General features: G+C 56.9%; 20 protein-coding genes and 4 tRNA genes. 10 read left to right on the top strand and 14 right to left on the bottom strand.

What is annotated here, in order from left to right; all coding sequences use genetic code 11:
• Positions 1–44 precede the first annotated feature (44 nt).
• A complete protein-coding gene (locus BS300_RS02545; RefSeq protein ID WP_071910575.1) occupies positions 45–1,625 on the top strand; it encodes a Na+/H+ antiporter NhaC family protein in 1,581 nt (526 codons plus the stop codon).
• 91 nt (positions 1,626–1,716) lie between these two features.
• Positions 1,717–2,298, top strand: coding sequence for a thymidine kinase (locus BS300_RS02540; RefSeq protein ID WP_041207468.1), 582 nt, complete (start codon positions 1,717–1,719; stop codon positions 2,296–2,298).
• A gap of 67 nt (positions 2,299–2,365) precedes the next feature.
• On the opposite strand, the gene BS300_RS02535 is transcribed toward BS300_RS02540, so the two are convergent.
• A complete protein-coding gene (locus BS300_RS02535; protein WP_071910573.1) occupies positions 2,366–3,703 on the bottom strand; it encodes a flavohemoglobin expression-modulating QEGLA motif protein in 1,338 nt (445 codons plus the stop codon).
• A gap of 161 nt (positions 3,704–3,864) precedes the next feature.
• Between BS300_RS02535 and BS300_RS02530 the strand changes: the two genes are divergently transcribed.
• Positions 3,865–4,317 carry a YbjN domain-containing protein gene (locus BS300_RS02530; protein WP_081849277.1) on the top strand — a complete coding sequence of 151 codons (453 nt, stop codon included), beginning with the start codon at positions 3,865–3,867 and terminating at the stop codon, positions 4,315–4,317.
• Between the two features lie 134 nt (positions 4,318–4,451).
• Positions 4,452–4,539: transfer RNA gene (locus BS300_RS02525), tRNA-Ser, on the top strand.
• Positions 4,540–4,623: 84 nt separating this feature from the next.
• On the opposite strand, the gene BS300_RS02520 is transcribed toward BS300_RS02525, so the two are convergent.
• Positions 4,624–5,400 (bottom strand): hypothetical protein, encoded by a 777-nt coding sequence (locus tag BS300_RS02520; protein WP_071910571.1) that lies wholly within the window; start codon positions 5,398–5,400, stop codon positions 4,624–4,626.
• Positions 5,401–5,730: 330 nt separating this feature from the next.
• On the opposite strand from BS300_RS02520, the gene BS300_RS02515 reads away from it, so the two are divergent.
• Both BS300_RS02515 and BS300_RS02510 read left to right on the top strand, forming a co-directional pair.
• Entirely contained in the window at positions 5,731–7,347 is a 1,617-nt protein-coding gene (locus tag BS300_RS02515; protein WP_071910569.1) for an MCR-3-related phosphoethanolamine--lipid A transferase, read from the top strand.
• A gap of 136 nt (positions 7,348–7,483) precedes the next feature.
• Positions 7,484–7,864 carry a diacylglycerol kinase gene (locus BS300_RS02510; RefSeq protein ID WP_033115157.1) on the top strand — a complete coding sequence of 127 codons (381 nt, stop codon included), beginning with the start codon at positions 7,484–7,486 and terminating at the stop codon, positions 7,862–7,864.
• A 77-nt stretch (positions 7,865–7,941) separates the two neighbouring features.
• On the opposite strand, the gene BS300_RS02505 is transcribed toward BS300_RS02510, so the two are convergent.
• From BS300_RS02505 to BS300_RS02470, 8 genes are all read right to left on the bottom strand, one after another.
• Positions 7,942–8,646, bottom strand: a complete 705-nt coding sequence (locus BS300_RS02505; RefSeq protein ID WP_071910567.1) for an AcvB/VirJ family lysyl-phosphatidylglycerol hydrolase — start codon at positions 8,644–8,646, stop codon at positions 7,942–7,944.
• An 11-nt stretch (positions 8,647–8,657) separates the two neighbouring features.
• A complete protein-coding gene (mprF, locus tag BS300_RS02500; protein ID WP_071910564.1) occupies positions 8,658–11,210 on the bottom strand; it encodes a bifunctional lysylphosphatidylglycerol flippase/synthetase MprF in 2,553 nt (850 codons plus the stop codon).
• Positions 11,211–11,499: 289 nt separating this feature from the next.
• Positions 11,500–11,679, bottom strand: coding sequence for a hypothetical protein (locus BS300_RS02495; protein WP_033115160.1), 180 nt, complete (start codon positions 11,677–11,679; stop codon positions 11,500–11,502).
• A gap of 54 nt (positions 11,680–11,733) precedes the next feature.
• Positions 11,734–13,059 (bottom strand): two-component system sensor histidine kinase RstB, encoded by a 1,326-nt coding sequence (gene rstB, locus BS300_RS02490; protein ID WP_071910561.1) that lies wholly within the window; start codon positions 13,057–13,059, stop codon positions 11,734–11,736.
• Between the two features lie 21 nt (positions 13,060–13,080).
• The gene (gene rstA / locus BS300_RS02485) at positions 13,081–13,794 is read right to left on the bottom strand and encodes a two-component system response regulator RstA (protein WP_071910558.1); all 714 of its coding nucleotides are present in this window, start codon (positions 13,792–13,794) and stop codon (positions 13,081–13,083) included.
• Positions 13,795–14,113: 319 nt separating this feature from the next.
• Positions 14,114–14,189, bottom strand: a tRNA-His gene (locus tag BS300_RS02480).
• 41 nt (positions 14,190–14,230) lie between these two features.
• Positions 14,231–14,307, bottom strand: a tRNA-Arg gene (locus BS300_RS02475).
• 36 nt (positions 14,308–14,343) lie between these two features.
• A tRNA-Pro gene (locus BS300_RS02470) sits at positions 14,344–14,420 on the bottom strand.
• Between the two features lie 222 nt (positions 14,421–14,642).
• On the opposite strand from BS300_RS02470, the gene folD reads away from it, so the two are divergent.
• Positions 14,643–15,497, top strand: a complete 855-nt coding sequence (gene folD, locus BS300_RS02465; protein WP_071910556.1) for a bifunctional methylenetetrahydrofolate dehydrogenase/methenyltetrahydrofolate cyclohydrolase FolD — start codon at positions 14,643–14,645, stop codon at positions 15,495–15,497.
• Positions 15,498–15,608: 111 nt separating this feature from the next.
• Here the strand turns inward: folD and cspD are convergent, their stop codons facing one another.
• Positions 15,609–15,827, bottom strand: a complete 219-nt coding sequence (gene cspD, locus BS300_RS02460; RefSeq protein ID WP_033115164.1) for a cold shock-like protein CspD — start codon at positions 15,825–15,827, stop codon at positions 15,609–15,611.
• Between the two features lie 229 nt (positions 15,828–16,056).
• On the opposite strand from cspD, the gene clpS reads away from it, so the two are divergent.
• Together clpS and clpA are read left to right on the top strand one after the other, a co-directional pair.
• Entirely contained in the window at positions 16,057–16,374 is a 318-nt protein-coding gene (gene clpS, locus BS300_RS02455; RefSeq protein WP_005337111.1) for an ATP-dependent Clp protease adapter ClpS, read from the top strand.
• A gap of 59 nt (positions 16,375–16,433) precedes the next feature.
• Positions 16,434–18,686 carry an ATP-dependent Clp protease ATP-binding subunit ClpA gene (gene clpA / locus BS300_RS02450; RefSeq protein ID WP_033115165.1) on the top strand — a complete coding sequence of 751 codons (2,253 nt, stop codon included), beginning with the start codon at positions 16,434–16,436 and terminating at the stop codon, positions 18,684–18,686.
• A 68-nt stretch (positions 18,687–18,754) separates the two neighbouring features.
• On the opposite strand, the gene infA is transcribed toward clpA, so the two are convergent.
• From infA to aat, 3 genes are all read right to left on the bottom strand, one after another.
• Entirely contained in the window at positions 18,755–18,973 is a 219-nt protein-coding gene (gene infA, locus BS300_RS02445) for a translation initiation factor IF-1 (RefSeq protein ID WP_005300033.1), read from the bottom strand.
• A 68-nt stretch (positions 18,974–19,041) separates the two neighbouring features.
• Complete coding sequence (locus tag BS300_RS02440) at positions 19,042–19,758, bottom strand: arginyltransferase (protein WP_071910553.1); 717 nt, start codon at positions 19,756–19,758, stop codon at positions 19,042–19,044.
• The gene (aat, locus tag BS300_RS02435) at positions 19,755–20,462 is read right to left on the bottom strand and encodes a leucyl/phenylalanyl-tRNA--protein transferase (RefSeq protein WP_042032319.1); all 708 of its coding nucleotides are present in this window, start codon (positions 20,460–20,462) and stop codon (positions 19,755–19,757) included. The genes BS300_RS02440 and aat overlap by 4 nt, the downstream gene beginning before the upstream one ends.
• A gap of 19 nt (positions 20,463–20,481) precedes the next feature.
• Between aat and BS300_RS02430 the strand changes: the two genes are divergently transcribed.
• Positions 20,482–20,952 carry a glycine zipper 2TM domain-containing protein gene (locus BS300_RS02430; RefSeq protein ID WP_043851079.1) on the top strand — a complete coding sequence of 157 codons (471 nt, stop codon included), beginning with the start codon at positions 20,482–20,484 and terminating at the stop codon, positions 20,950–20,952.
• The last annotated feature ends 78 nt before the right edge of the window (positions 20,953–21,030 follow it).

Genomic DNA, 21,030 nt, shown 5'->3' with positions numbered 1-21,030 from the left:
CTCTCGGTAGATCTCCACCTGTTTTCTTTAGGTGAAAAGAGATCATGGACATTAGTCATTTTGCCGACTCCGGTTGGTCCGTACTGCCCCCCTTATTGGCTGTCGCCCTGGCGATCCTGACCCGCCGCGTGCTGCTGTCGCTTGGCGTCGGTATTTTAACCGGCAGTTTGTTGCTCAATCAGTTTTCCCCCCTCGACTCCCTGCAATATCTGCTGGGTACCGTGCTGAAGATTTTCTGGGTTGATGGCGCACTCAACCGCGATAACATCAACATGCTGCTCTTTATGCTGCTGCTTGGCGGCCTCATCAGTCTGATGAGCGTATCCGGTGCAACCCGTGCCTTTGCCGAGTGGGCCGCCAAGCGCGCCAAGACCCGCAAAGGGGCCAAGACCCTCACCGGCATGATGGTGTTTGCCTTCTTTATCGATGACTTCTTCCATAGCTTGTCGGTGGGTGCTATCTGCCGTCCGGTGACCGACCGCTTCCAGATCTCCCGTGCCAAGCTGGCTTATTTGCTGGACTCCACCGCTGCGCCAGTCTGCGTATTGATGCCGATCTCTTCCTGGGGCGCTTATATCATCGCGCTGGTTGGCGGCATCATGGCGGCCCACGGTCTGACCGATCAGAGCCCCATCTCTGCGTTTGTCGAGATGATCCCGATGAACCTCTACGCTGTCTTCACTCTGGTCATGGTGCTGGTCGTTATTGCGTTTCAGCTTGATATCGGCCCGATGCGTCAACACGAACAGTGGGCGCTGGAAGGCAAGTTGTGGGATGAATCCAAGGGGCGTCCCATCGGTCTGGATATGGAGAGCCCGGAGGAGAGCAATGGCGGCATGATCGACATGGTGCTGCCGATCCTGACTCTGACCGCCGCCACCGTCTATTTCATGATTGACTCGGGTGCCGCTGCCCTGAGCGAGAAAGGGCTGCCATTCAGCGTGCTCGGTTCGTTTGAAAACACCAATGTGGGCTCTTCACTGGTTTACGGTGCAATCTGCAGTCTGGTGGTCTCCATCGGTCTGGCGATGCGTCTGAAGCTCGGCGCCAAGAACTGGATCAAGGCCGCCCCGCAAGGCGTCATGGCCATGTTGCCGGCCATCAATATCCTGCTGTTTGCATGGACCATCGGTGCCGTAGTGCGCGATGTGGAGACCGGCAAGTACCTGGCATCTCTGGCCAACGGCAATCTGCCAATCGAGGTGCTGCCGGCTGTGGTCTTCATCCTCTCCTGTGCCATGGCGTTTGCCACTGGCACCAGCTGGGGCACCTTCGGCATCATGCTGCCGCTGGCCGGTGACATGGCTGCGGCCAGCGATATCAGTCTGATGCTGCCGATGCTGGCTGCTGTTTTGGCGGGCTCGGTGTTCGGGGATCACAGCTCTCCCATCTCCAGTACCAGCATCCTCTCTGCGACGGGGGCAGGTTGCCATCACATCGATCACGTGATGACCCAGCTTCCCTATGCGCTGGCCATCGCCTTCGGTGCGGCTCTCGGTTATCTGGTGATGGGGTTGATGCACTCCGGGTTTGCCGGTTTCAGTGTCAGCGCCCTCTGGTTTGTGCTCTTTACCAGTTACCACCTGAAAAAGGCCAAAGCGCAGCCAGCGCTCGCGACGGCATAACATTAATAGAGCAAGGGGCCCACGGGCCCCTTGGTTTTGGCGGGGGCTTTGGTTAGCATGCGCCCCATAAATTCAGTTTCGGAACAGTATCATGGCTTCACTGCACTACAAGTTTGCCACCATGAATTCAGGCAAATCGACCCAGCTCATTCAGGCACACTTCAACTATCTGGAGCGGGGGATGCACCCGCTGGCCATGACCCCTGCCATCGATGATCGTTTCGGTGTCGGCGTGATCAGTGCCCGGGTGGGTCTCGAGCTGAGAGTGGAAGTGTTCAGCGATACCTGCGATCTGTTCGAGATGGTCAAAGAGCGCCATGCCAACAAGCACATTGATGTTTTTATCGTGGATGAGGCTCAGTTCCTGACCAAGGAGCAGGTCTATCAGCTGGCCCGTATCGTTGACGAGCAGGATATTCCGGTGATCGCCTACGGCCTCAAGACCGATTTTCGTGGTGAGCTGTTTCCCGGCTCCTACCATCTGCTCTGTCTGGCCGACAAGTTCGAAGAGCTGAAGAGCATCTGCTGGTGTGGCAACAAGGCGCATATGAACTCCCGGGTCAATGAAGCCGGGCAGGTGATGCGCGATGGCGAGCAGGTAGAGATCGGTGGTAACGATCGCTATGTGTCGCTCTGCCGCAAACACTATCTGGAGGGGCGGGCGTTCAAATAACCCGCGTTTGGACAAGGTATGAATAAAAAGGGGCGCCAATCTGGCGCCCTTTTTCTCTATTGGCAGTTCAGTCGATCTCGATATCGACGGGGGCAATGATGGGATCCGCCACCGGCAGGCGGTGAAACAGCTGGCGAAAGTGTTGCTGTACCCGGCCGATATCGACCAGCGACATGCCGGAGGCAAAGCCAAACCAAACATAGAGGCCGGTGAGATCGCGAAACATCGGCGGCAGGTAGCGGGGCGCGGCGATCAATCCCTCCAGATAGTGCTGATAGATCACCGGAATATCGTCCAGCGTCACCTTGCCGACAAACAGCATCGGCAGGATCTCGGGCACTCCTTCCAGCACGGCGCTACGGATGAAGTTGACCGTCTCTACATAACCCCGCACATAGGAGAGATCCTTGGTAAAGCAGGCGCCCCCTTCGACCATGCCGCCACGAAATACCCGTTGGGTGATCTTGTAGGCATCGTGCTCGCTGGTGCCCTGTCCCACAAAGTGCTGAAACACCTCGATAAAGTCGGCACCACGCTCGGCCATGTCGATGGCCATCACCCGATCGGAGATGCGCTTGGCCCGATCCGGGAAGGAGCTAAAGGTGAGGGTCTCTATCAGGACGGCCAACCCCTCCTGACAGGCGGTAATACGCGGCGAACCTGCGCTAAGCCAGGTAGCATAGGGCTGCTGACGGCCGTTTAGGGTGGTGCCCACATGTACCCACCCCTCATGCACTTCCAGCACTTGCAGATCGAGCTCGGAGAAGCGGGCGTGGGAGTTGAGCTTGATGTAGTCGCCGCCGGCCGCTGCGTCGGAGACGATGCCATCGCTCAGCTTGACCTGGACTGTGCCGTCACTGAAATAGCTCGACAGCTTGCCCTGCAATTTGGCCACCGCCGTGTCCCCCTCGAACTCTTTGGGGTAGGGGCGTACCAGATGGCGGGCGCCGGGCAGGGAGAAGATATCGCACAGGCGAGCACCCAGCTCCTTGAGAGTCTTGCGATCGCCGCGCAGATGATCGCTGGCCGAGCCGTAGAGTAGCTGGCTGTAGCGCTGAAAATCGGACTGGCCGCGCTGGCGCAGCATCTCGATCACCACCATGTATTGATCGACCGTCTCTTGCAGGATGAGCCCCAGATCATCTTGTGGTCCCAGCTTTCTGCGGATCCTGTCTCGCAGTTCCTTGAGTTCGAGGTATTTGTTGCGCGGCTCAAAACCCAGGGGGAGGGCTTCGTAGAAGCGGCGGTCGATTGCAGGCAGGGTACGCCCACCATCGGCCAGAAAGCGCTCCTGGGTCTGTCGTGGCCACTTGATGGCATCCAGAATGCGAATCGGTTTTTGCAGGGCGAGCAGCTCATCCGAGAGGGATTTCAGATGGAGGCGATACTTTTCTTGGATGGTCATGGGGCCCCCTGTGGGGCAAGCGTAGCCGTGGATTGGGCTGAGTATATGCATAGCGCTTGCCAAAAAGAAGCAAGCTGCGCGGTTATTGGGCTGGCGTGCTTTTGGTTGCCGGAAAATTGGTTTAGACTGCGCCCCTCGATCCCAATCTTGTCGTGGAAATAATGAATATCCCCAGCTCCGAAATGATCATGCGTTGGTTGCAACAGGCTCGTATCGAGCACTATGTTTGCGATCAGTGCCATGGTATCCACATTGTCTCCTTGCAGTCGGTCGATGGCATTCAGGAGAGCCGGATCTTCGTGGAAGAGGAAGGTCTGCTGTTCTCATCCGAGCTGGAAGTGCGTCCTTCGGCCCTGTTGCCGCTGGTGGCTGAACTCGGTCGCTTCAATATGCAGTACCCCTCGCTCAAGGTGTTCCTCGATATCATCGACGACAACCTGCCGCGTCTGGTCATTGGCCACACCGTGTTTACCAAGGCTGGCCTGAGTGTCGAGCAGTTCCTGCTGTTTGTGCAGAGCACCATTGCCGCGACCCATGAAGTGGTTTCCGAATGCGAACGTTTGGGCTTCCTCAACCTGCCTGAAATGCAGGTTGCGCCGGAATCTGTACATTAATTCCGCGAACGATCTGTTTTGCCAAAAAAGCCGTTGACGCGGGCGGGGCTTTCCCCTAAATTACGCCCCGTTCCAGCGCAACGGCGCAGCGAACACAGTGTTGGCTGAACACGTTAAACAACAGAACAAAATTTGGTGAGGTGTCCGAGTGGCTGAAGGAGCACGCCTGGAAAGTGTGTATACGGCAACGTATCGAGGGTTCGAATCCCTCCCTCACCGCCACATTGCAAAGCCCTGATGGAAACATCAGGGCTTTTTGCTTTTCTGCTTTTTCACCGGTTGGCCTCTGGCTATAACTCTGCCGCCTTACTCAGGATCCAGCTCCTGCGGGATCACCTCGCGCTTTTTCAGGGTGGAGAGATAGACCAGCAGGGCAATGGCGGCCAATAAGGCTGCCGAGGCGGAGTATCTGCTGAGCTCCAGCCCGCCTTTGCCAAGCGGCTTGTCGAGGAAATCTCCCACCACAGCCCCTAGCGGACGAGTGATGATGAAAGCCGCCCAGAAGAGCAGGGTGCGTGAGACCCGGGTCAGCAGGTAGGTGGCGACAATGGCCAGCAAGATACCGCCAAAGAGCACCATGCTGCCGGTATAGCCAAAGCCGCCATCATCGGCCACCCAGTCACCCAGCGCGGTACCCAGCGTCTGGGAGAACATGATGGTGATCCAGTAGAACATCTCGGTTCTGGATGAGCTGATATCACTGGTCGCTATGTTGCCCTGAAATTTGTACCACACCAGAAAAGATCCCATCAGTAGCAGGAACAGCAGGGTTGACCCGCCTGCATAGCCCATCCCCATTGAACGATCAGCAAAGTCTGCCAACGTGGTGCCCACTGTGGTGGTGGCGATAATGGTTGTCCAGTAGAGCGCCGGGTTATAGCGCTTGGCAGAAATCTGGGCGCCGACGGCAATAAAGAAGATCACGGCAAAGATGCCGGTACTGACCAGATAGCCGAGATCCATCGACATGGATACCGCATCCCCTCCGGTTTCTCCCAGGGTCGTTGCCAATATTTTGGTGAACCAGAATGCCAGAGTGATCTCCGGCACCTTGCTGACTGAGTGAGCGACGCTGTTATGCATAATGCACCATCCTGTGGTTTGACGAAGAGCCGTCAGCAATGAGCATGTCGGGGATCTGTTAAGAGAGGCTTAAGGTCACAGAGGGGATGGCAAGAAAAGATCATTTTTGACCAGATGCAAACTTTGCGGGTATCAGCGGGATCTTAATTATTCCTTAAGGTTCAAGTTTTATTGTCCGCCAGCAATTCATTAGTTGATAAAGCTCACATTGTAACAAGGTGTTACTGATTAATTGAGAGGGCTATCAACTGGCGCTGTTAGTATCCCGATGCAGCCTTGGTTCAGGCTGCATTCAATTTTCCGGCATTTGGTTCAAAAGGTGGTGTTTCGGTGGTAAAAATCAGAGTTGTACCCTTTATCTTCTTGTTGGCACTGATATTTGCCTTCCTGCTTAACTGGCCCGTGCTGCTTCACTTCTACGATATCCTCAGCAATCTGGAGCACTTCAAGATCGGATTTGCCATCTCGATCCCGGTGCTGCTGGTAGCGGCACTTAACTTCGTCTTCATGCCCTTTTCCCAGCGCTACTTCCTGAAACCCTTCTTTGCCTTTCTCTTTGTGACCGGCGCCATCGTCAGTTACACCATGCTGAAGTATCGGGTCATGTTCGATCAGGAGATGATCCAGAACATCTTCGAGACCAACCAGAGCGAGGCCTACTCCTATGTCAGTCTGCCCATCGTGGTCTGGGTGGCGTTGGCCGGTGTATTGCCTGCCGTGTTGCTCTTCTTTGTCAAAATCGAGTACCCGAAAAAATGGTATCTGGGGCTGTTCCAGCGCGCCATCTCCATGGTTGCATCCCTGGCTGTCGTGGGCATCATAGCGGCGTTTTACTATCAGGATTACGTTTCGGTCGGGCGCAACAACCAGACTCTCAATCGCGAGATAGTGCCGGCCAACTATGTCTACAGCACCACCAAGTATCTCTACAAACGTTACGTCGCCGAGCCTATTCCGTTCACCACCCTGGGTGATGATGCCAAGCGAGTCGCGAAAGAGGATAAACCGACCCTGATGTTCCTGGTGGTGGGGGAGACAGCCCGCGGCAAGAACTTCTCGATGAACGGCTACGAGAAAGAGACCAACCCCTTTACCAGTGAGGCCGGGGGCGTGATCTCCTTCAAGGATGTGCGCTCTTGCGGCACGGCCACAGCGGTGTCGGTGCCCTGCATGTTCTCCAACATGGGGCGCAAGGAGTTTGATGACAACCGGGCCCGCAACAGCGAAGGCCTGCTCGATGTACTGCAAAGAAGCGGGGTCTCCATCTTCTGGAAGGAGAACGACGGCGGCTGCAAAGGGGTGTGCGATCGGGTGCCCAACATCGAGATCAAGCCAAAAGATCACCCGCAGTTCTGCGACAAGAACACCTGCTATGACGAGGTTGTGCTGCAGAACCTCGACGACGAGGTGGCGCAGATGAAGGGCGACAAGCTGGTCGGTTTCCATCTTATCGGCAGCCACGGCCCGACTTACTACAAGCGCTATCCGGATAACCATCGCCAGTTCGTGCCGGACTGCCCGCGCAGCGACATCGAGAACTGCAGCGATGAAGAGCTGGTCAACACCTATGACAACACCATCCGCTACACCGATTTTGTCATTGCAGAGATGATTACCAAGCTGAAAAAGTATGAAGATAAGTACAACACGGCGTTGATCTACCTCTCTGATCACGGCGAGTCGCTGGGGGCGATGGGGCTCTACCTGCACGGTACGCCCTACAAGTTTGCCCCTGACGACCAGACCCGGGTGCCGATGCAGGTCTGGATGTCGCCGGGCTTTGCCAAAGAGAAGGGGATGGATCTGAACTGCCTGCAGCAAAAAGCGGCAGACAATCGCTACTCCCATGACAACCTCTTCTCCTCTGTGCTCGGGATCTGGGATGTCAGCACGGCGGTGTACGACAAGCAGCTCGATATTTTCAGCCAGTGCCGCACCGTGCAGTAAGGTGAGGGCCGACTCGGGGCGCCACTGCGCCCCTTTTTTATCCCAAAAATTGTTCAGTTTTCATATATGACTTGCTCCATTTGTTTAGATGCTATGTACGAAATGGAGCGGGTTGCCATCAAAAGAGGAAGCAAAAATGGCCAAACCTGGCGCTACAGGGATCACCCGGATTATCCATGCCACCCGTTACAGCATGAAGGGGCTTTCGTCCGCCTGGCTGCATGAGGCTGCCTTTCGTCAGGAGCTGCTGCTGATCATATTGCTGATGCCGCTGGCCTTTCTGGTGGGGGATGGGCTGACCCAGATCCTGCTGCTGATGGTCATCAGCTGGCTGGTGGTGATCGTGGAGATCCTCAACTCTGCCGTCGAGGCGGTGGTGGACAGAATTGGCTCCGAACATCACGAGCTCTCCGGTCGGGCCAAGGACATGGGCTCTGCCGCCGTCTTTATTGCGCTGGCGCTCAATGTGCTGGTGTGGGGGGCGCTGACCGGTCGCAATCTGCTGGGCTGGTGGTGATCAGCCGTAGTTGGCGAGATCCCGAATACAAAAAGAGAGGGCGACCCTGTGGTCGCCCTCTCTGTTTTCATCGCCGCTCAGGGGGTGGTGAGGGTCATGTGCTTGGTGATGGCCTGATAGAGCACCGGGTAATCATCCTCAAAGTGGTGGCCGCCCGGCAGGGTGACGGTGGTGACGTTGGGCTGGTTGATACGGGGGCAGAGGCGGTCGTCGTCATCGTCATCGGCACCTTGCAGGCAGACCATCGGCAGATCCCGGATGGTTTTCACCTGCGGTTCGGTCGGATAGCTGCGGGCCTTGTGGGTCAGCATGTCGCTGACGTGGATCTCGAAGTCCGAGCTGGTGGAGGGGGAGAGCATCACGGCCCCGACCAGTCCCTGACGATAGTGCTCCGGCAACCGGTTGATGACGAAGGGGACAATCTCGGCACCAAACGAGAAGCCGACCAGCAGCCAGCGGGGGCGCTGCCAGCGAGTCTGGTAATCATCGAGGATCCGCTCCAGATCGGCGGTCACCTGCTCCGGGGTTTTCTTCTTCCAGTAATAGGTGAGGGAGCTCCAGCCCACGACCGGCATGCCGTGCAGCTGAAATTGGGCGCTCAACCCCTTGTCGAGGGCCGCCCAGCCGCCATCGCCGCTGAGAAACACCACCATGGGGGCGTCGGATGGCTGCTTGACCGGCAGCTCAATCAGGCTCAGGTCATCCTTGACCGGGGCGGCATGCGCCGCAAAAGATGAAACGGGCAGTACGAGACTGAGTAACAGCAATATCAAGGCTCTCATTGGCCATGCTCCTATTTCTTGATCAGCCCCAGCGGGCCGCGGCTAATCAGGGTGATCAGGTGAGTCAGGGTTCTGGGCAGTACCAGCTTGCTGCTGCAGAGCAGGTAGCGGGGTTCCCAGCGGGGCGAAAATTTCTCCTTGTAGCGTCTGAGCCCCTGAAAGTTGTAAAAGCGGCTGCCACGCACAAACAGGGTATTGCCAAGGCGGGCCCAGTAGCTGTTGAGCGGGTGATCGTTGAAGCCGGACATGGGGGCCATCCCCAGATTGAAGCTGGCGTACCCTTGCACCTTGCCCCACAGCAGCAGCTCGACAAAGAGAAAATCCATGATGGGGGCGGTGCCGGTATCCAGGCTGTAGCGCATCAAATCGATGGAGAGCATCTCCTTGTTATCGCTCACCCAGAGGTTGGCAAAGCCGACGATTTGCCCCTCGTGCCACACCAGTGCAGCCGGGCTCAAGGTCAGGTAGTCAGGCTCGAAACGGCCGACCGAGAAGCCCTTCTCCTTGCCCATCTTGCTCTGCAGCCAGGTATCGGAGACGGTCTGCAATCTGGGCAGCAGGGGGGCCACGGCGCTTGCCTCGACCACCTCGAAGGTCAACCCTTCCCGTTTGCCCTTGGCGTGGCTCTGGCGCAGGTTGCGCAGCCGGCTGCCAGCCAGATCGAAGGTAGCCAGATCGACCATCGCCTCTTCACCAAGCTTGAAGGGGATCAGCCCCAACTCCAGATAGAGCGGCAGATAGCGGGCCGAGACCTGATAGAAAACCGGATTGGCGTCGTGCTCGTCGCACCGCTCGCGAAATTGCCAGAGCAGCTCTTCGATCTGCTCGGGGCGACCGACGGGATCCCCCATCACAATCCAGCTGTTGCCCTCGATGCCATACATCAGGAAGGCGTCGCCGGCGGGGTGGAACAGCAGGGACTTGTCCTGCAACTGGGCCAGATAGCCGTGGATCCCCCCCTCGCGCACCACCAGCTCCTGAGCGCGCGCCAGCGTCTCCTTGTCCGGCTTTTCACCGACCACGCGCAGCGGCGCAAGCAGCTGTGCAACCCCGGCCACGGCCAGCACGGCCACCACGCTCCCCATGGCGCGCAGGCCGCGGGCAGCCCCGCCGTGGGGCGAGAAGTGGAACCAGAGGGCGTGGTCATACTCCACCTGACGGTAGGAGAAGAGCAGCAGCCACAGCGCCCCCAGCAGCACGGCGCCGACTGAAATGAGCCAGCCCGGGGTGTACTGGGGATAGAGCAGCGACCCCTTGCGATAGAAGAGGGAGCGGCAGGGAGTCATGATGAGCAGGAAGCTGCCGAGCAGCAGGGCTGACTCCCAGTCCCCCCCCTTGAGCAGGGAGAAGGCGATCCCCAGTGCCAGCAGCAGCTGGGTGATGCGAAACGCGGCGTCGTGACGGCGATAGAGGCTGCGCGCCAGCAGGATCAGGAGGATACCGCTCACACTGCCGAGCACGTGGGAGAGCTCGAGCAGGTGGAGCGGCAGCACTTGCAGCCACACCTCGATGTGGCTGCGCATGGTCGGGATCATGCCCGAGCAGAGCAGCAGGCTACCGGCGGCGAAGGTACCGACGCTGATAAGGGCGGGCAGAAACTCCTGAATGGCGCTCATGATCCCCTGCAACCGCTGCCAGCGAGCCTTCTGCTGCAACATCTCCTGACTGGTAAAGAGCAGCAGGGCGCAGAGGAAAGGCAGCACGTAATAGATACACCGGTAGAGCAGCAGCGAGGCGAGCAGCTTGTCGGCCGGCAGGTAGTGGGCCAGCAGCAGGCTCATGCTCGCTTCGAACACCCCGATCCCGCCCGGCACGTGGGCCAGCACCCCGAGGAAGCTGGCCAGCACGAAGGCACTGAGCAGCACGGGGTAGGGGGCGCTATCGGCGGGTAACAGCACAAACAGCACGGCGGCGGCGGCCATCCAGTCCGCCAGTGCGACCAGCAGCTGCAACAGGCGTACCTTTATCCCGGGCAGGATCAGGCTGTGTTCGCGCCAGGAGAAGCTGGGACGGGGCCAGAGCAGATAGCACAGCACCAAGAGCAGGGCGCCGGCACCCGCCAGATGGAGCAGGCTGTAGATCCAGCTTGGCCAGTCGGGTAGCAGCTGGGCCGCCGTGCTGCCGAATAGCAAGGCACTGCCGCCCCAGCCGAGCAGCCCGAGGAAGAAGGTGATGGAGCAGAAGAGTACCACCCGTGCCACCTCGCCGGTCGCCAGCCCGAGGGCCGAGTAGATCCGGTAGCGCACCGAGGCGCCCGTCAGCAGGGCGAAGCCCAGCGTGTTGGAGAAGGTGTAGGCGATAAAGGAGGTGACTCCCACCTGTTGCCAGGGGAGCCGCTTGCCCAGCGCATGCAATGCCAGCATGTCATAGCCACAGAGCAGGCCATAACTGAGCAGGGTCAGCAGCAGGGCGCCAGCCAGAGTGGGCAGCGGTTGTGACCAGATGGCGATACGAATATCGTGCCAGTGCCATGAATGGGTCAGGTGATAGAGTACGGTCAGGGCGGCGCCCAGCAGCAACAAGCTGCAGAGCGGGCCTAGCCATTTAATGAGATGACGCCACATTCCATGTTCCTATTGTCAGTTCAAACGATGAGCGTTGATGAGGTTACGGTAATGGGTTGGATGATGCGCGATAGCCTGAATAATGTGCGGCAGTGTCATGAGGTTATTACGATAGTTGGCATGATGGAACAGCAATGATCTTGTCATGTGGAACCTGCTTGGCAGAGGCAGTTTTCATCATGACCAGATGAAAAGGGAGGCAACCTGCCTCCCTTTTATCTCTCCGCTCTACTCTTGCTCTGTTATGTACAGATTGACGGTCTGGTCGTCACTCAAGGGTCAGAGGCGATTACTTGGTTTTCGGCGCGACTTTGACGGACGGCGCTTTGTGCGCAGTTTTATGGTGCTTTTTCACAACCTTGGTCTGGGTCGCTTGCGGGGCGGCAGTTTTGGTCGGGGTCGCAGCCATGGTGAAACCGGAAGTCAGGGCGAAAACGGCGGCCAGAGTCAGGGGAATGATTTTTTTCATGGTCAATTTCCTTATTCGGATTGGTGGTATGGAGCATTTCTCCATGGCTTCATCCTATGACGCTGAGCGCGGTACTTCAGTGAGCACTTGGTGACGGTTTGTATCCAAATGTACAGGGAGGGTGAGGCAGAAGCGGGCTCCCTTGCTGGCGGGAAGCAATGCCACATCACCGCCGTGGTGGAGCGCTATGCTGCGCACAATGGCAAGCCCCAGCCCGGTGCCGCCGGTGCGGCGATCCCGACTCTGATCAAGACGCACGAACGGCTCGAAGATCTGGTGCGCCAGTGCGGGGTCGATACCCGGCCCGTCGTCACTGACTTCCAGCAGATAGTTCTCCTGCAGCCGCGAGATGGAGAGGGTAACCTCGCTTTCGGCATAGCGCAGGGCGTTGCCGATGAGGTTCTCGACGGCGCGTGTCAGCAGACGATGATCGCCGCACCAAGGCATCTTGATGGGTGGCAGAGCGAGGGTCAGATGTTTCTCCGGCCGCAACGCTTGCCAGTCGCCGAGGTGATGCTCTGCCCAGCTGCCGAGCTCCAGTTCGTCCCGCTGCAGCGGCAGCTCGGGTCGATCCAGCTTGGCGTAGGTCAGCATCTCTTCGATAAGGGAGTCCAGTGCCCCCAGATCCCGCTCCAGCGCCTGCTGCTCTTCTGCGGCAGGGGCAGGATCGAGCATGGCAAGCCGATAACGCAACCTAACCAGCGGGGTACGCAGCTCATGGGCGATGGCATCGGTCAGCTGCTTGCGACTGGTGAGCATGGCTTGCAGCTGGGCTGTCATCTGGTCGAAGGTACGTCCCACCCGGGCCAGACTGCTGCCCGGTGGCAGGTTGGTTCGGCAGGAGAGATCGCCATCGCCTACCCGGCGCGCCGTCTGCTCCAGTTGCAGCAAGCCGCGCCAGTGCGGACGCAGCCAGAGCAGGATGGGCAGCCCGAGGGAGAGGCCAATGATCAGCAGCAGTCCCACATCGACCCAGTGCAGTTCGTGCAGGTAGGAGAGATAGGGCACAGGGCCAACGATAAGCACCTGATCGGTATCGGGGATCCGTTGCAAGAAGGTGTCATCCTCCTCGACGATGACGATATTGCCGGCGGCAAGAAATGCCTGATCCTCGCTGGCAAGGGGCTGATGGGCCAGCTCGCCAACCTTGAGGGGGAGGGTGAACTGGCTGCTCTGCTCGGCCAGCCGATCTGGCCAGCGCTCGGGAGGAATTCTGGCCAGCTCGTCGGTCAGCAGGCCAAGAGAGCCCTGCATCATCCGCTCGAGATAGCGGTCGCCGGCTCGCTCGGCGGTGACCTGATAGACTACGCCAACCAACAGGATGGCCAGGGTGAAACAGCCGATCAGCAACAGATAGAACTGGATAAAGAGACGGCGCATGGTAGTGCTCCCTGATTAAGGCTATTCCCAGGCGTGGGGGACGAAGAGGTAGCCCTTCTGGCGCACCGTTTTGATCCGGGTCGGGTTGTCAGGGTTATCGCCCAGTTTGCGGCGCAGGCGGGAGATGGCCACATCCATGCTGCGATCCTGACCGTCATACTCTCGGCCGCGTAGGCTGCGGAACAGGGCTTCCCGCCCCAGGATCTGGCCGGCGTGGCTGGCAAGCTCCCACAACAGATCAAAGTCGGCAGTCGAGAGGGCAATGCTCTCGCCATCGAGACGCACATCCCGCCCCGGCCCATCGACCAGCAGGCGGCCAAATTGCAACTGCTGCGGCACACTGCTGGCGGCGGCGATCGGTTGCGCGGCGGTTTGCTGATGCTGGCGGAATTGCACCCGCAATCTTGCCAGCAGCACGGGGGGAGGGGTGGTTTTAAGGATGTAGTCGTTGGCCCCCAGCTCCAGGCTCAGGATCTGATTCATGTCGCTGTCGAGCGAAGTGAGCATCACGATGGGGCCATCAAAGCGTGGCCGCAGATCCCGACAGAGGGACATGCCATCCTGTCCCGGCAGCATGATATCGAGCAGTACCAGGTCCGGTTGTTCGGCCTCGACCCGGGCCAGTGCCATATCGCCTCTAGGTTCGAGGATCACTTCCATATCGTGGCGGCCAAGCCAGCTGCTGATGAGCTGGCCAATCTCGGGATCATCTTCAACAAAAAGAATGCGTTGCATAGAAAAGCTCCAACCGGAAGCAGGAGAAAAGAGGAGCTGTCAGCATATCAATGCCGCTTGGGAAATACAGAAAAAGAACGAGGGAGGGTTATATGGGGAGCGCGAGGATAAGGGCGATAGCCGGGTGGCAGAGCAATCATGAGGCACAGGGCCATTGGCATTTCAGCCACTCAGGGCGCAGTGCGATGAGACATGCGGGGATATAAACGCAGAAAATGGCGGTGTAGAAACAAAAAAAACCGGCCTAGGCCGGTTTTTTGACAAGCCAGAAGGCTTGTATCTTGCCGTATTGGCAGCGTTGTGCCAAACGACGGAATAATGGGGTGGCTGATGGGGCTCGAACCCACGACAACCGGAATCACAATCCGGGACTCTACCAACTGAGCTACAGCCACCACTGAAAACTGCATTGATCCGTCAACAAATTGAGAATCAATGGCGCGCCCTGCAGGATTCGAACCTGCGACCCACGGCTTAGAAGGCCGTTGCTCTATCCGACTGAGCTAAGGGCGCTTTTCTCGACTCGCCTGAGTGGCAAATCGATAAACTTGGTCGGTGATAAAGGATTCGAACCTTTGACCCTCTGGTCCCAAACCAGATGCGCTACCGGACTGCGCTAATCACCGAAATTGTTGCTTTCAACGTGCCAGCATAACGACATGAGCCGTACTGGGCAACGGGGCGGCATCATAACCAAGCAAAAGAGCCAGCGTCAACGTATTTTTCCCCCAGTAAATTCAAGTGCCTACTTATTGCCCGTTGCAGGCCAGACCTCTCTTGGACGCTAACATCCCGGCTAAAAAAATGCGACAATGCGCGGCAGTTGAACACATGGTGAGTGGAGAACGATGTCTGCCAAAATCATAGATGGAAAACAGGTTGCGCAAACGATTCGCAGCCAGGTCGCGGCACAGGTCCAACAGCGGTTGGCAGCAGGGAAACGGGCTCCAGGGCTGGCAGTCATTCTGGTGGGTGCGGATCCTGCCTCTCAGGTTTATGTCGGCAGCAAGCGTCGGGCTTGTGAAGAGGTCGGTTTTCACTCTCGCTCATATGACCTGAGTGCAACGGCAAGTCAGGATGAGTTGTTGGCGCTGATCGATCAGCTGAATGATGACCCGACCCTCGACGGGATCCTCGTTCAATTGCCGCTGCCGGATCACTTCGATACCACTCTGGTGCTGGAGCGGATCCTCCCTGACAAGGACGTAGACGGTTTTCATCCGTACAACGTTGGCCGTCTTGCACAGCGTATTCCGGCGCTGCGTCCCTGCACCCCGAAAGGGATCATGACGCTGATTGAAACCACCGGTGTTAAAACCCATGGTTTGCATGCCGTTGTGGTCGGTGCTTCCAATATCGTCGGGCGTCCCATGACCCTCGAATTGCTGCTGGCGGGCTGCACTACAACGACTTGTCACCGTTTTACCCGAGATCTTGAGGATCAGGTTCGCCGCGCAGATTTGTTGGTAGTGGCGGTCGGCAAACCCAATTTTATTCCCGGAGAGTGGATCAAGCCGGGGGCGCTGGTTATCGATGTGGGTATCAACCGTCTTGCGGATGGTTCGCTGGTTGGGGACGTGGAGTTTGAAACGGCGCGCAGTCATGCCTCTTTCATCACCCCGGTTCCCGGTGGTGTTGGCCCTATGACGGTGGCCAGTCTGATGGAAAATACCCTGATAGCCTGCAACGAGTACCATGACTAAAGCGTGACTGTGGTGTGTTCGTAGCTAATGCCAGGCGAGTCACATAAATGAAAATAAAAAACCGGTTGCTCAGAGAGGAACCGGTTTTTTATTTATCCAACGGGTTTTCGTTTATATATTTTGTGCTTCGTTCGGCACAATGACGGAGGCGTGATTTCCTTTCGGCCCCTGTTGCAGTTCAAAGTGGACAGCCTGACCCGCTTTCAGGGTCTTGTAGCCCTCCATTTGAATGGTGGAGTAGTGAGCAAAGATATCTTCACCACCCCCTTCCGGACAGATAAACCCAAATCCTTTTGCGTTGTTAAACCACTTAACTGTGCCGGTTGCCATACTTCTACATCCTTTTATTGATTACCCAGAAGTCGTTGAGTAACCTGCGCCAGCCCATTATAACTAGGGACATGAGCCCATAGCAGACGGGCACAGATTAGCAAGTAACCAATCTAGTCTAACTTTTGAGCGAGTCAAGGAGTTGTTAACAACTGATGTGATCTGGTTAACAAGTCTATTGACAAGCTTGTGTGAGACGGTAGTAATCTAGAGGTACCAAAGCGCGATTATGAGCAAGCAGAAAGAACTCTTTGCTAATGAAGAGATTGCAGAAGCAGAGAAAACAAAGCTGCAGCCGCCACCCATGTATAAAGTTGTGTTGAACAACGATGACTACACCCCGATGGAGTTCGTGGTGGAGGTGCTGCAAAAGTTCTTTGGTATGGATTTGGACAAGGCGACTCAGGTCATGCTGAGTGTGCATTATAGTGGTAAGGGTGTCTGCGGCATGTTTACCGCAGAGATCGCCGAAACCAAGGTTGTCCAAGTCAACACCTATGCACGTAACAACGAACATCCACTGCTATGCACTATGGAAAAGGCTTGAATCTGATGACTTGATGGCGAGTGTGACACCACATTGTAGCTGTACTAGGGGAGGTGCCTATGTTGAATAAAGATCTGGAAAAGACGCTGAACGAGGCTTTCAAACTGGCTCGTGACGAGCGTCACGAATTCATGACTGTCGAGCACCTGTTGTTAGCCCTTCTGGATAACAGCTCAGCCCATGAGGCGCTGAGCTCCTGTGGTGCCGATGTCGAGCAGATGCGCAAGGAGATCCGCGCATTCATCACTCAAACAACCCCGCTTATTCCACGCGATGACGAAGATCGGGAAACCCAGCCGACCTTGGGCTTCCAGCGCGTACTGCAACGTGCCGTCTTCCATGTGCAATCCTCCGGCAATACCGAAGTCAGTGGTGCCAACGTACTGGTCGCCATCTTCAGCGAGCAGGAGTCTCAGGCTGCTTATTTCCTGAAAAAAGCCGAGATCAGTCGCCTCGATGTGGTGAACTTCCTCTCCCACGGGGTGCGCAAGGACAGCAAACCGGATGTCAGCAATAACAATCCGGAATCTGATGACGATGTCTCCGCTGCTCAGATCGAGAGCTTTGCCACCAACCTGAACCAGCTGGTGTTGGAAGGGCGTATTGACCCGCTTATTGGTCGTGACCAGGAGCTTAATCGTACAATTCAAGTGCTCTGCCGCCGTCGTAAGAATAACCCTTTGCTGGTGGGCGAGGCGGGGGTGGGCAAGACGGCCATTGCGGAAGGTCTGGCTTACCGTATCGTCAAGGGCGATGTGCCCGAGGTGATTGCTGGTAGCACCATCTACTCGCTGGATATGGGCTCTCTGCTGGCTGGAACCAAATACCGCGGTGATTTCGAGAAACGCCTCAAGGTACTGCTCAAGCAGATTGAGCGTCAGGAAGGGGCCATTCTCTTTATCGACGAGATCCACACTATCATCGGTGCAGGTGCTGCGTCAGGTGGTCAGCTGGATGCCGCAAATCTTATCAAACCGCTGCTCTCCAATGGTTTGCTCCGTTGTGTCGGCTCCACTACCTATCAGGAATATGCCCAGATCTTTGAAAAAGACCGCGCCTTGGCTCGTCGTTTCCAGAAGATCGATATCACCGAGCCGACCGTGGATGACACTACCCGTATCTTGATGGGCCTCAAGAGCCGCTACGAGGCTCACCATGGAGTGCGTTATACCGCCAAGGCGATTCGCGCAGCGGCAGAGCTGTCCGCCAAGTACATCAACGATCGTCACTTGCCGGACAAGGCAATCGACGTGATCGATGAGGCGGGGGCTGGTCAGCGGTTGCTGCCGGCGAGCAAGCGCAAGAAAGTGATCAACGTGCAGGAGATTGAAGCAATCGTCGCCAAGATCGCCCGCATTCCGGAAAAATCAGTCTCCTCTTCAGATAAAGAGGTACTGAAGAACCTGGAGCGCAATCTGAAGATGGTGGTCTTTGGTCAGGACAAAGCCATCGAGGTGCTGACCGATGCCATCCGCCTATCGCGCTCAGGTTTGGGTAACGAGCGTCGCCCGGTGGGGTGTTTCCTCTTCGCCGGCCCGACCGGGGTGGGCAAGACCGAAGTTACCCAACAGCTTGGCAAGGCGCTGGGGGTGGAGATGCTGCGCTTTGACATGTCGGAGTATATGGAGCGTCACACCGTCTCCCGTCTGATTGGTGCGCCTCCCGGATATGTCGGTTTTGAGCAGGGTGGTTTACTGACCGATGCGGTGATCAAGCACCCTCATTCCGTTGTGCTGCTCGACGAGATTGAGAAAGCGCACCCGGACGTATTCAACCTGTTGTTGCAGGTGATGGACAACGGTACCTTGACTGACAATAACGGGCGCAAGGCGGATTTTCGCAATGTCATTCTGGTGATGACTACCAACGCCGGTGTGCAGGAGACCCAGCGCAAGTCGATTGGCTTCCAGCAGCAGGATCTGAGCCACGATGCCATGGCGGTGATCAACAAGACCTTCAGTCCGGAGTTCCGTAACCGGCTTGATCACACCATCTGGTTCAACCATCTCGACATGACAGTGATCCACCAGGTGGTCGACAAGTTCATCGTTGAGTTGCAGGTGCAGCTGGATGCGAAAGGGGTATCTCTGGAAGTATCCGAGCGTGCCCGTCACTGGTTGGCCGAGAAGGGGTATGACAGAGCCATGGGGGCCAGACCTATGGGTCGGGTCATTCAGGAGCACCTCAAGAAACCGTTGGCTAACGAGATCCTGTTCGGCTCACTGGTTGATGGGGGAATAGTGAAGGTTGAGCTGGTAAATGACAGCCTCAGCTTTGATTTTCAGGTCAATGTTGAAGCTGTTTCCCACTAAGTAACCGTAATTAGAAAACGACAAAAAACCCCAACCGACAGGTTGGGGTTTTTTGCTGAATTCCTGGCTTAGCGAGAGCGGAAAACAATACGTCCCTTGGAGAGATCGTAGGGAGTCAGTGCTACCGTTACTTTGTCTCCAGTCAGGATACGAATGTAGTTTTTGCGCATCTTGCCGGAAATATGAGCGATAACCACGTGACCATTCTCCAGTTCCACACGGAACATGGTATTGGGCAGGGTTTCGAGAATAGTGCCCTGCATCTCAATACTGTCTTCTTTAGCCATTGAATCCTCTTGATAAGCCACAACAAAAAACCGCTGGATCATGCCGGATTTAAGGCTATGTGTAAAGTTTACTCGGGCTTGCCGTCGATTTTTTTCCATTCTCCATGAATGAGCACCTCGTGAGGGAGGTAATTGCGCTTGTAATTCATCTTGCGGCACGCCTCAACCAGATAGCCGAGATAGAGCCAGCTTCGTCCGGTACGCCTAGCCAGATCAAGCTGACTCAGAATAGCAAAGGTGCCGAGCGAGCGGTCGGCATAATCGGGGTCGAAGAAGGTATACATGGCGCTGAGTGAGTGGGGCAGCAAATCTGTAGTGGCTACGCCAATAAGGCGACCCTCCTTTCTCATTTCCAGATAGAGGGGTGGCATCCAGTCGCAATGGAGAAAACCGCGGTACTGTTTGCGGTTGGGGGGATACATGCTGCCATCCTGATGGCGTTCGCTGATGTAGCGTTCATAAAGCTGGTAATACTCGGGCTTGTCATCGTAGCTCAGGACGATATCGATATCCCTGTTGAGCTGGTGGATGCGCTTTTGTCCCCGGCTTGGCCTGAAGTGCTCGCTGTGAATACGCAGGGATTGACAGGCATGACAGGCGGGGCAGTGAGGACGATAGATGTCGTTGCCACTGCGGCGAAATCCGGCGGTCAGCAGGCGTTCGTAACTGTGGGCGTTGAGCAAGTTATGATCCATCAGAACCAGCAACTGCTCCTGCTCATGATCCAGATAACTGCAGGGATGCTTGGGGGTTAGCCCAACCTTGAGGATCACTTCTTCGGTCATAAGCGGATCTCTCCCTCTTGCCAGCATGAATCCAATAGCGATTGGCGGCTCAGTTGCGCCAGTTCAGCCAGAAAGCGCGCTCTTGGCCACTCCTCAATGCCCAGCGTGGCCAGAAACGGATTCTGCATCTGGCAGTCGACAAGGGCGCCTCCGTGCCGGGCAAAGTGGCGACAAAGTGCCACCATGGCCAGCTTGGCGCCGTTATCGATATGGCTGAACATGGACTCGCCACAGAACAACCGGCCAATCGACAGGCCGTAAAGGCCCGCTTGCAGTTTTCCCTCTTGCCAGATCTCGACCGAATGAGCGTGGCCCAGACGGTGCAGCCGTTGGTAGGCTTCGATCATGGGTTGACTGATCCAGGTACCATCGGCTGTGCGACGAGGCGCGGCGCAGGCATTGATTACCTCATTAAAGGCGCGATTGACGGAAATATCGAATGGGGTGCGGCGGATAATCTTCTGCAAGGTGCGCCCAACATGCAGCTCATCAGGGCGGATCACACCACGCGGATCCGGTGACCACCACAGGGTCGGCTGGTGGGGTTCGTTCCACGGGAAGATCCCCTTGTGGTAAGCTGCCAGCAATCTGGCAGGGGAGAGATCCCCGCCGATCGCCAGCAGACCGTTGGGCTCTTCCAGGGCATGCGAGGGGTCGGGAAACCAGCAGAGCTCATCATCCAGTTGAGTGAGATAGCGAGACATAAGGCAACGAGGTTCGTAGATGAAGGCCATTATCCTGATAGTATCCAGCTTGCTCTGCTTTGTCACTGCGCCCGCCGGGGCCGAGGTGTACCAGCGCAACACGGCCCGCCCGGTCAATCAGGTGGTGTTTGGCCAGGTCGAAACGGTGCGCAATATTACCCAGCGCCAGATCCTGGAGTCGGAGCGTTCCGGCTGGAAAACCCTGGGCGGGGCAGTACTGGGCGGCTTGCTTGGTAACCAGTTTGGTGGCGGCCATGGCCGTGAAATTGCCACCGCCGTCGGGGCGCTTGCCGGGGCCGCAGCAGCGCAGCAGTATCAATCGGGCGACACGGTAGTGGAGAACAAACTGGTCGAGCTGCTTATTCGCAATGAGCAGAACGGGCTGGTCAATGTGATCCAGGATTATGATCCCGCCATGGTATTCAGTAGCGGCGATAAAGTACGCATTCTCTATTTTGATGACGGCGTGCGAGTCGACAAGACGTTTTAAGCCGGATTATGGAAGAGATACAGAGAGGGGAGATAACCCGCAGACTTTCCGATTGGCAGAAAGTCTTGCGGGCGGTAA

It is taken from the genome of Aeromonas sp. SCS5, assembly GCF_001887375.1.
GTDB classification, from domain to species: Bacteria; Pseudomonadota; Gammaproteobacteria; order Enterobacterales; family Aeromonadaceae; genus Aeromonas; species Aeromonas jandaei.
This window is presented reverse-complemented; position numbering and strand designations above follow the sequence as displayed.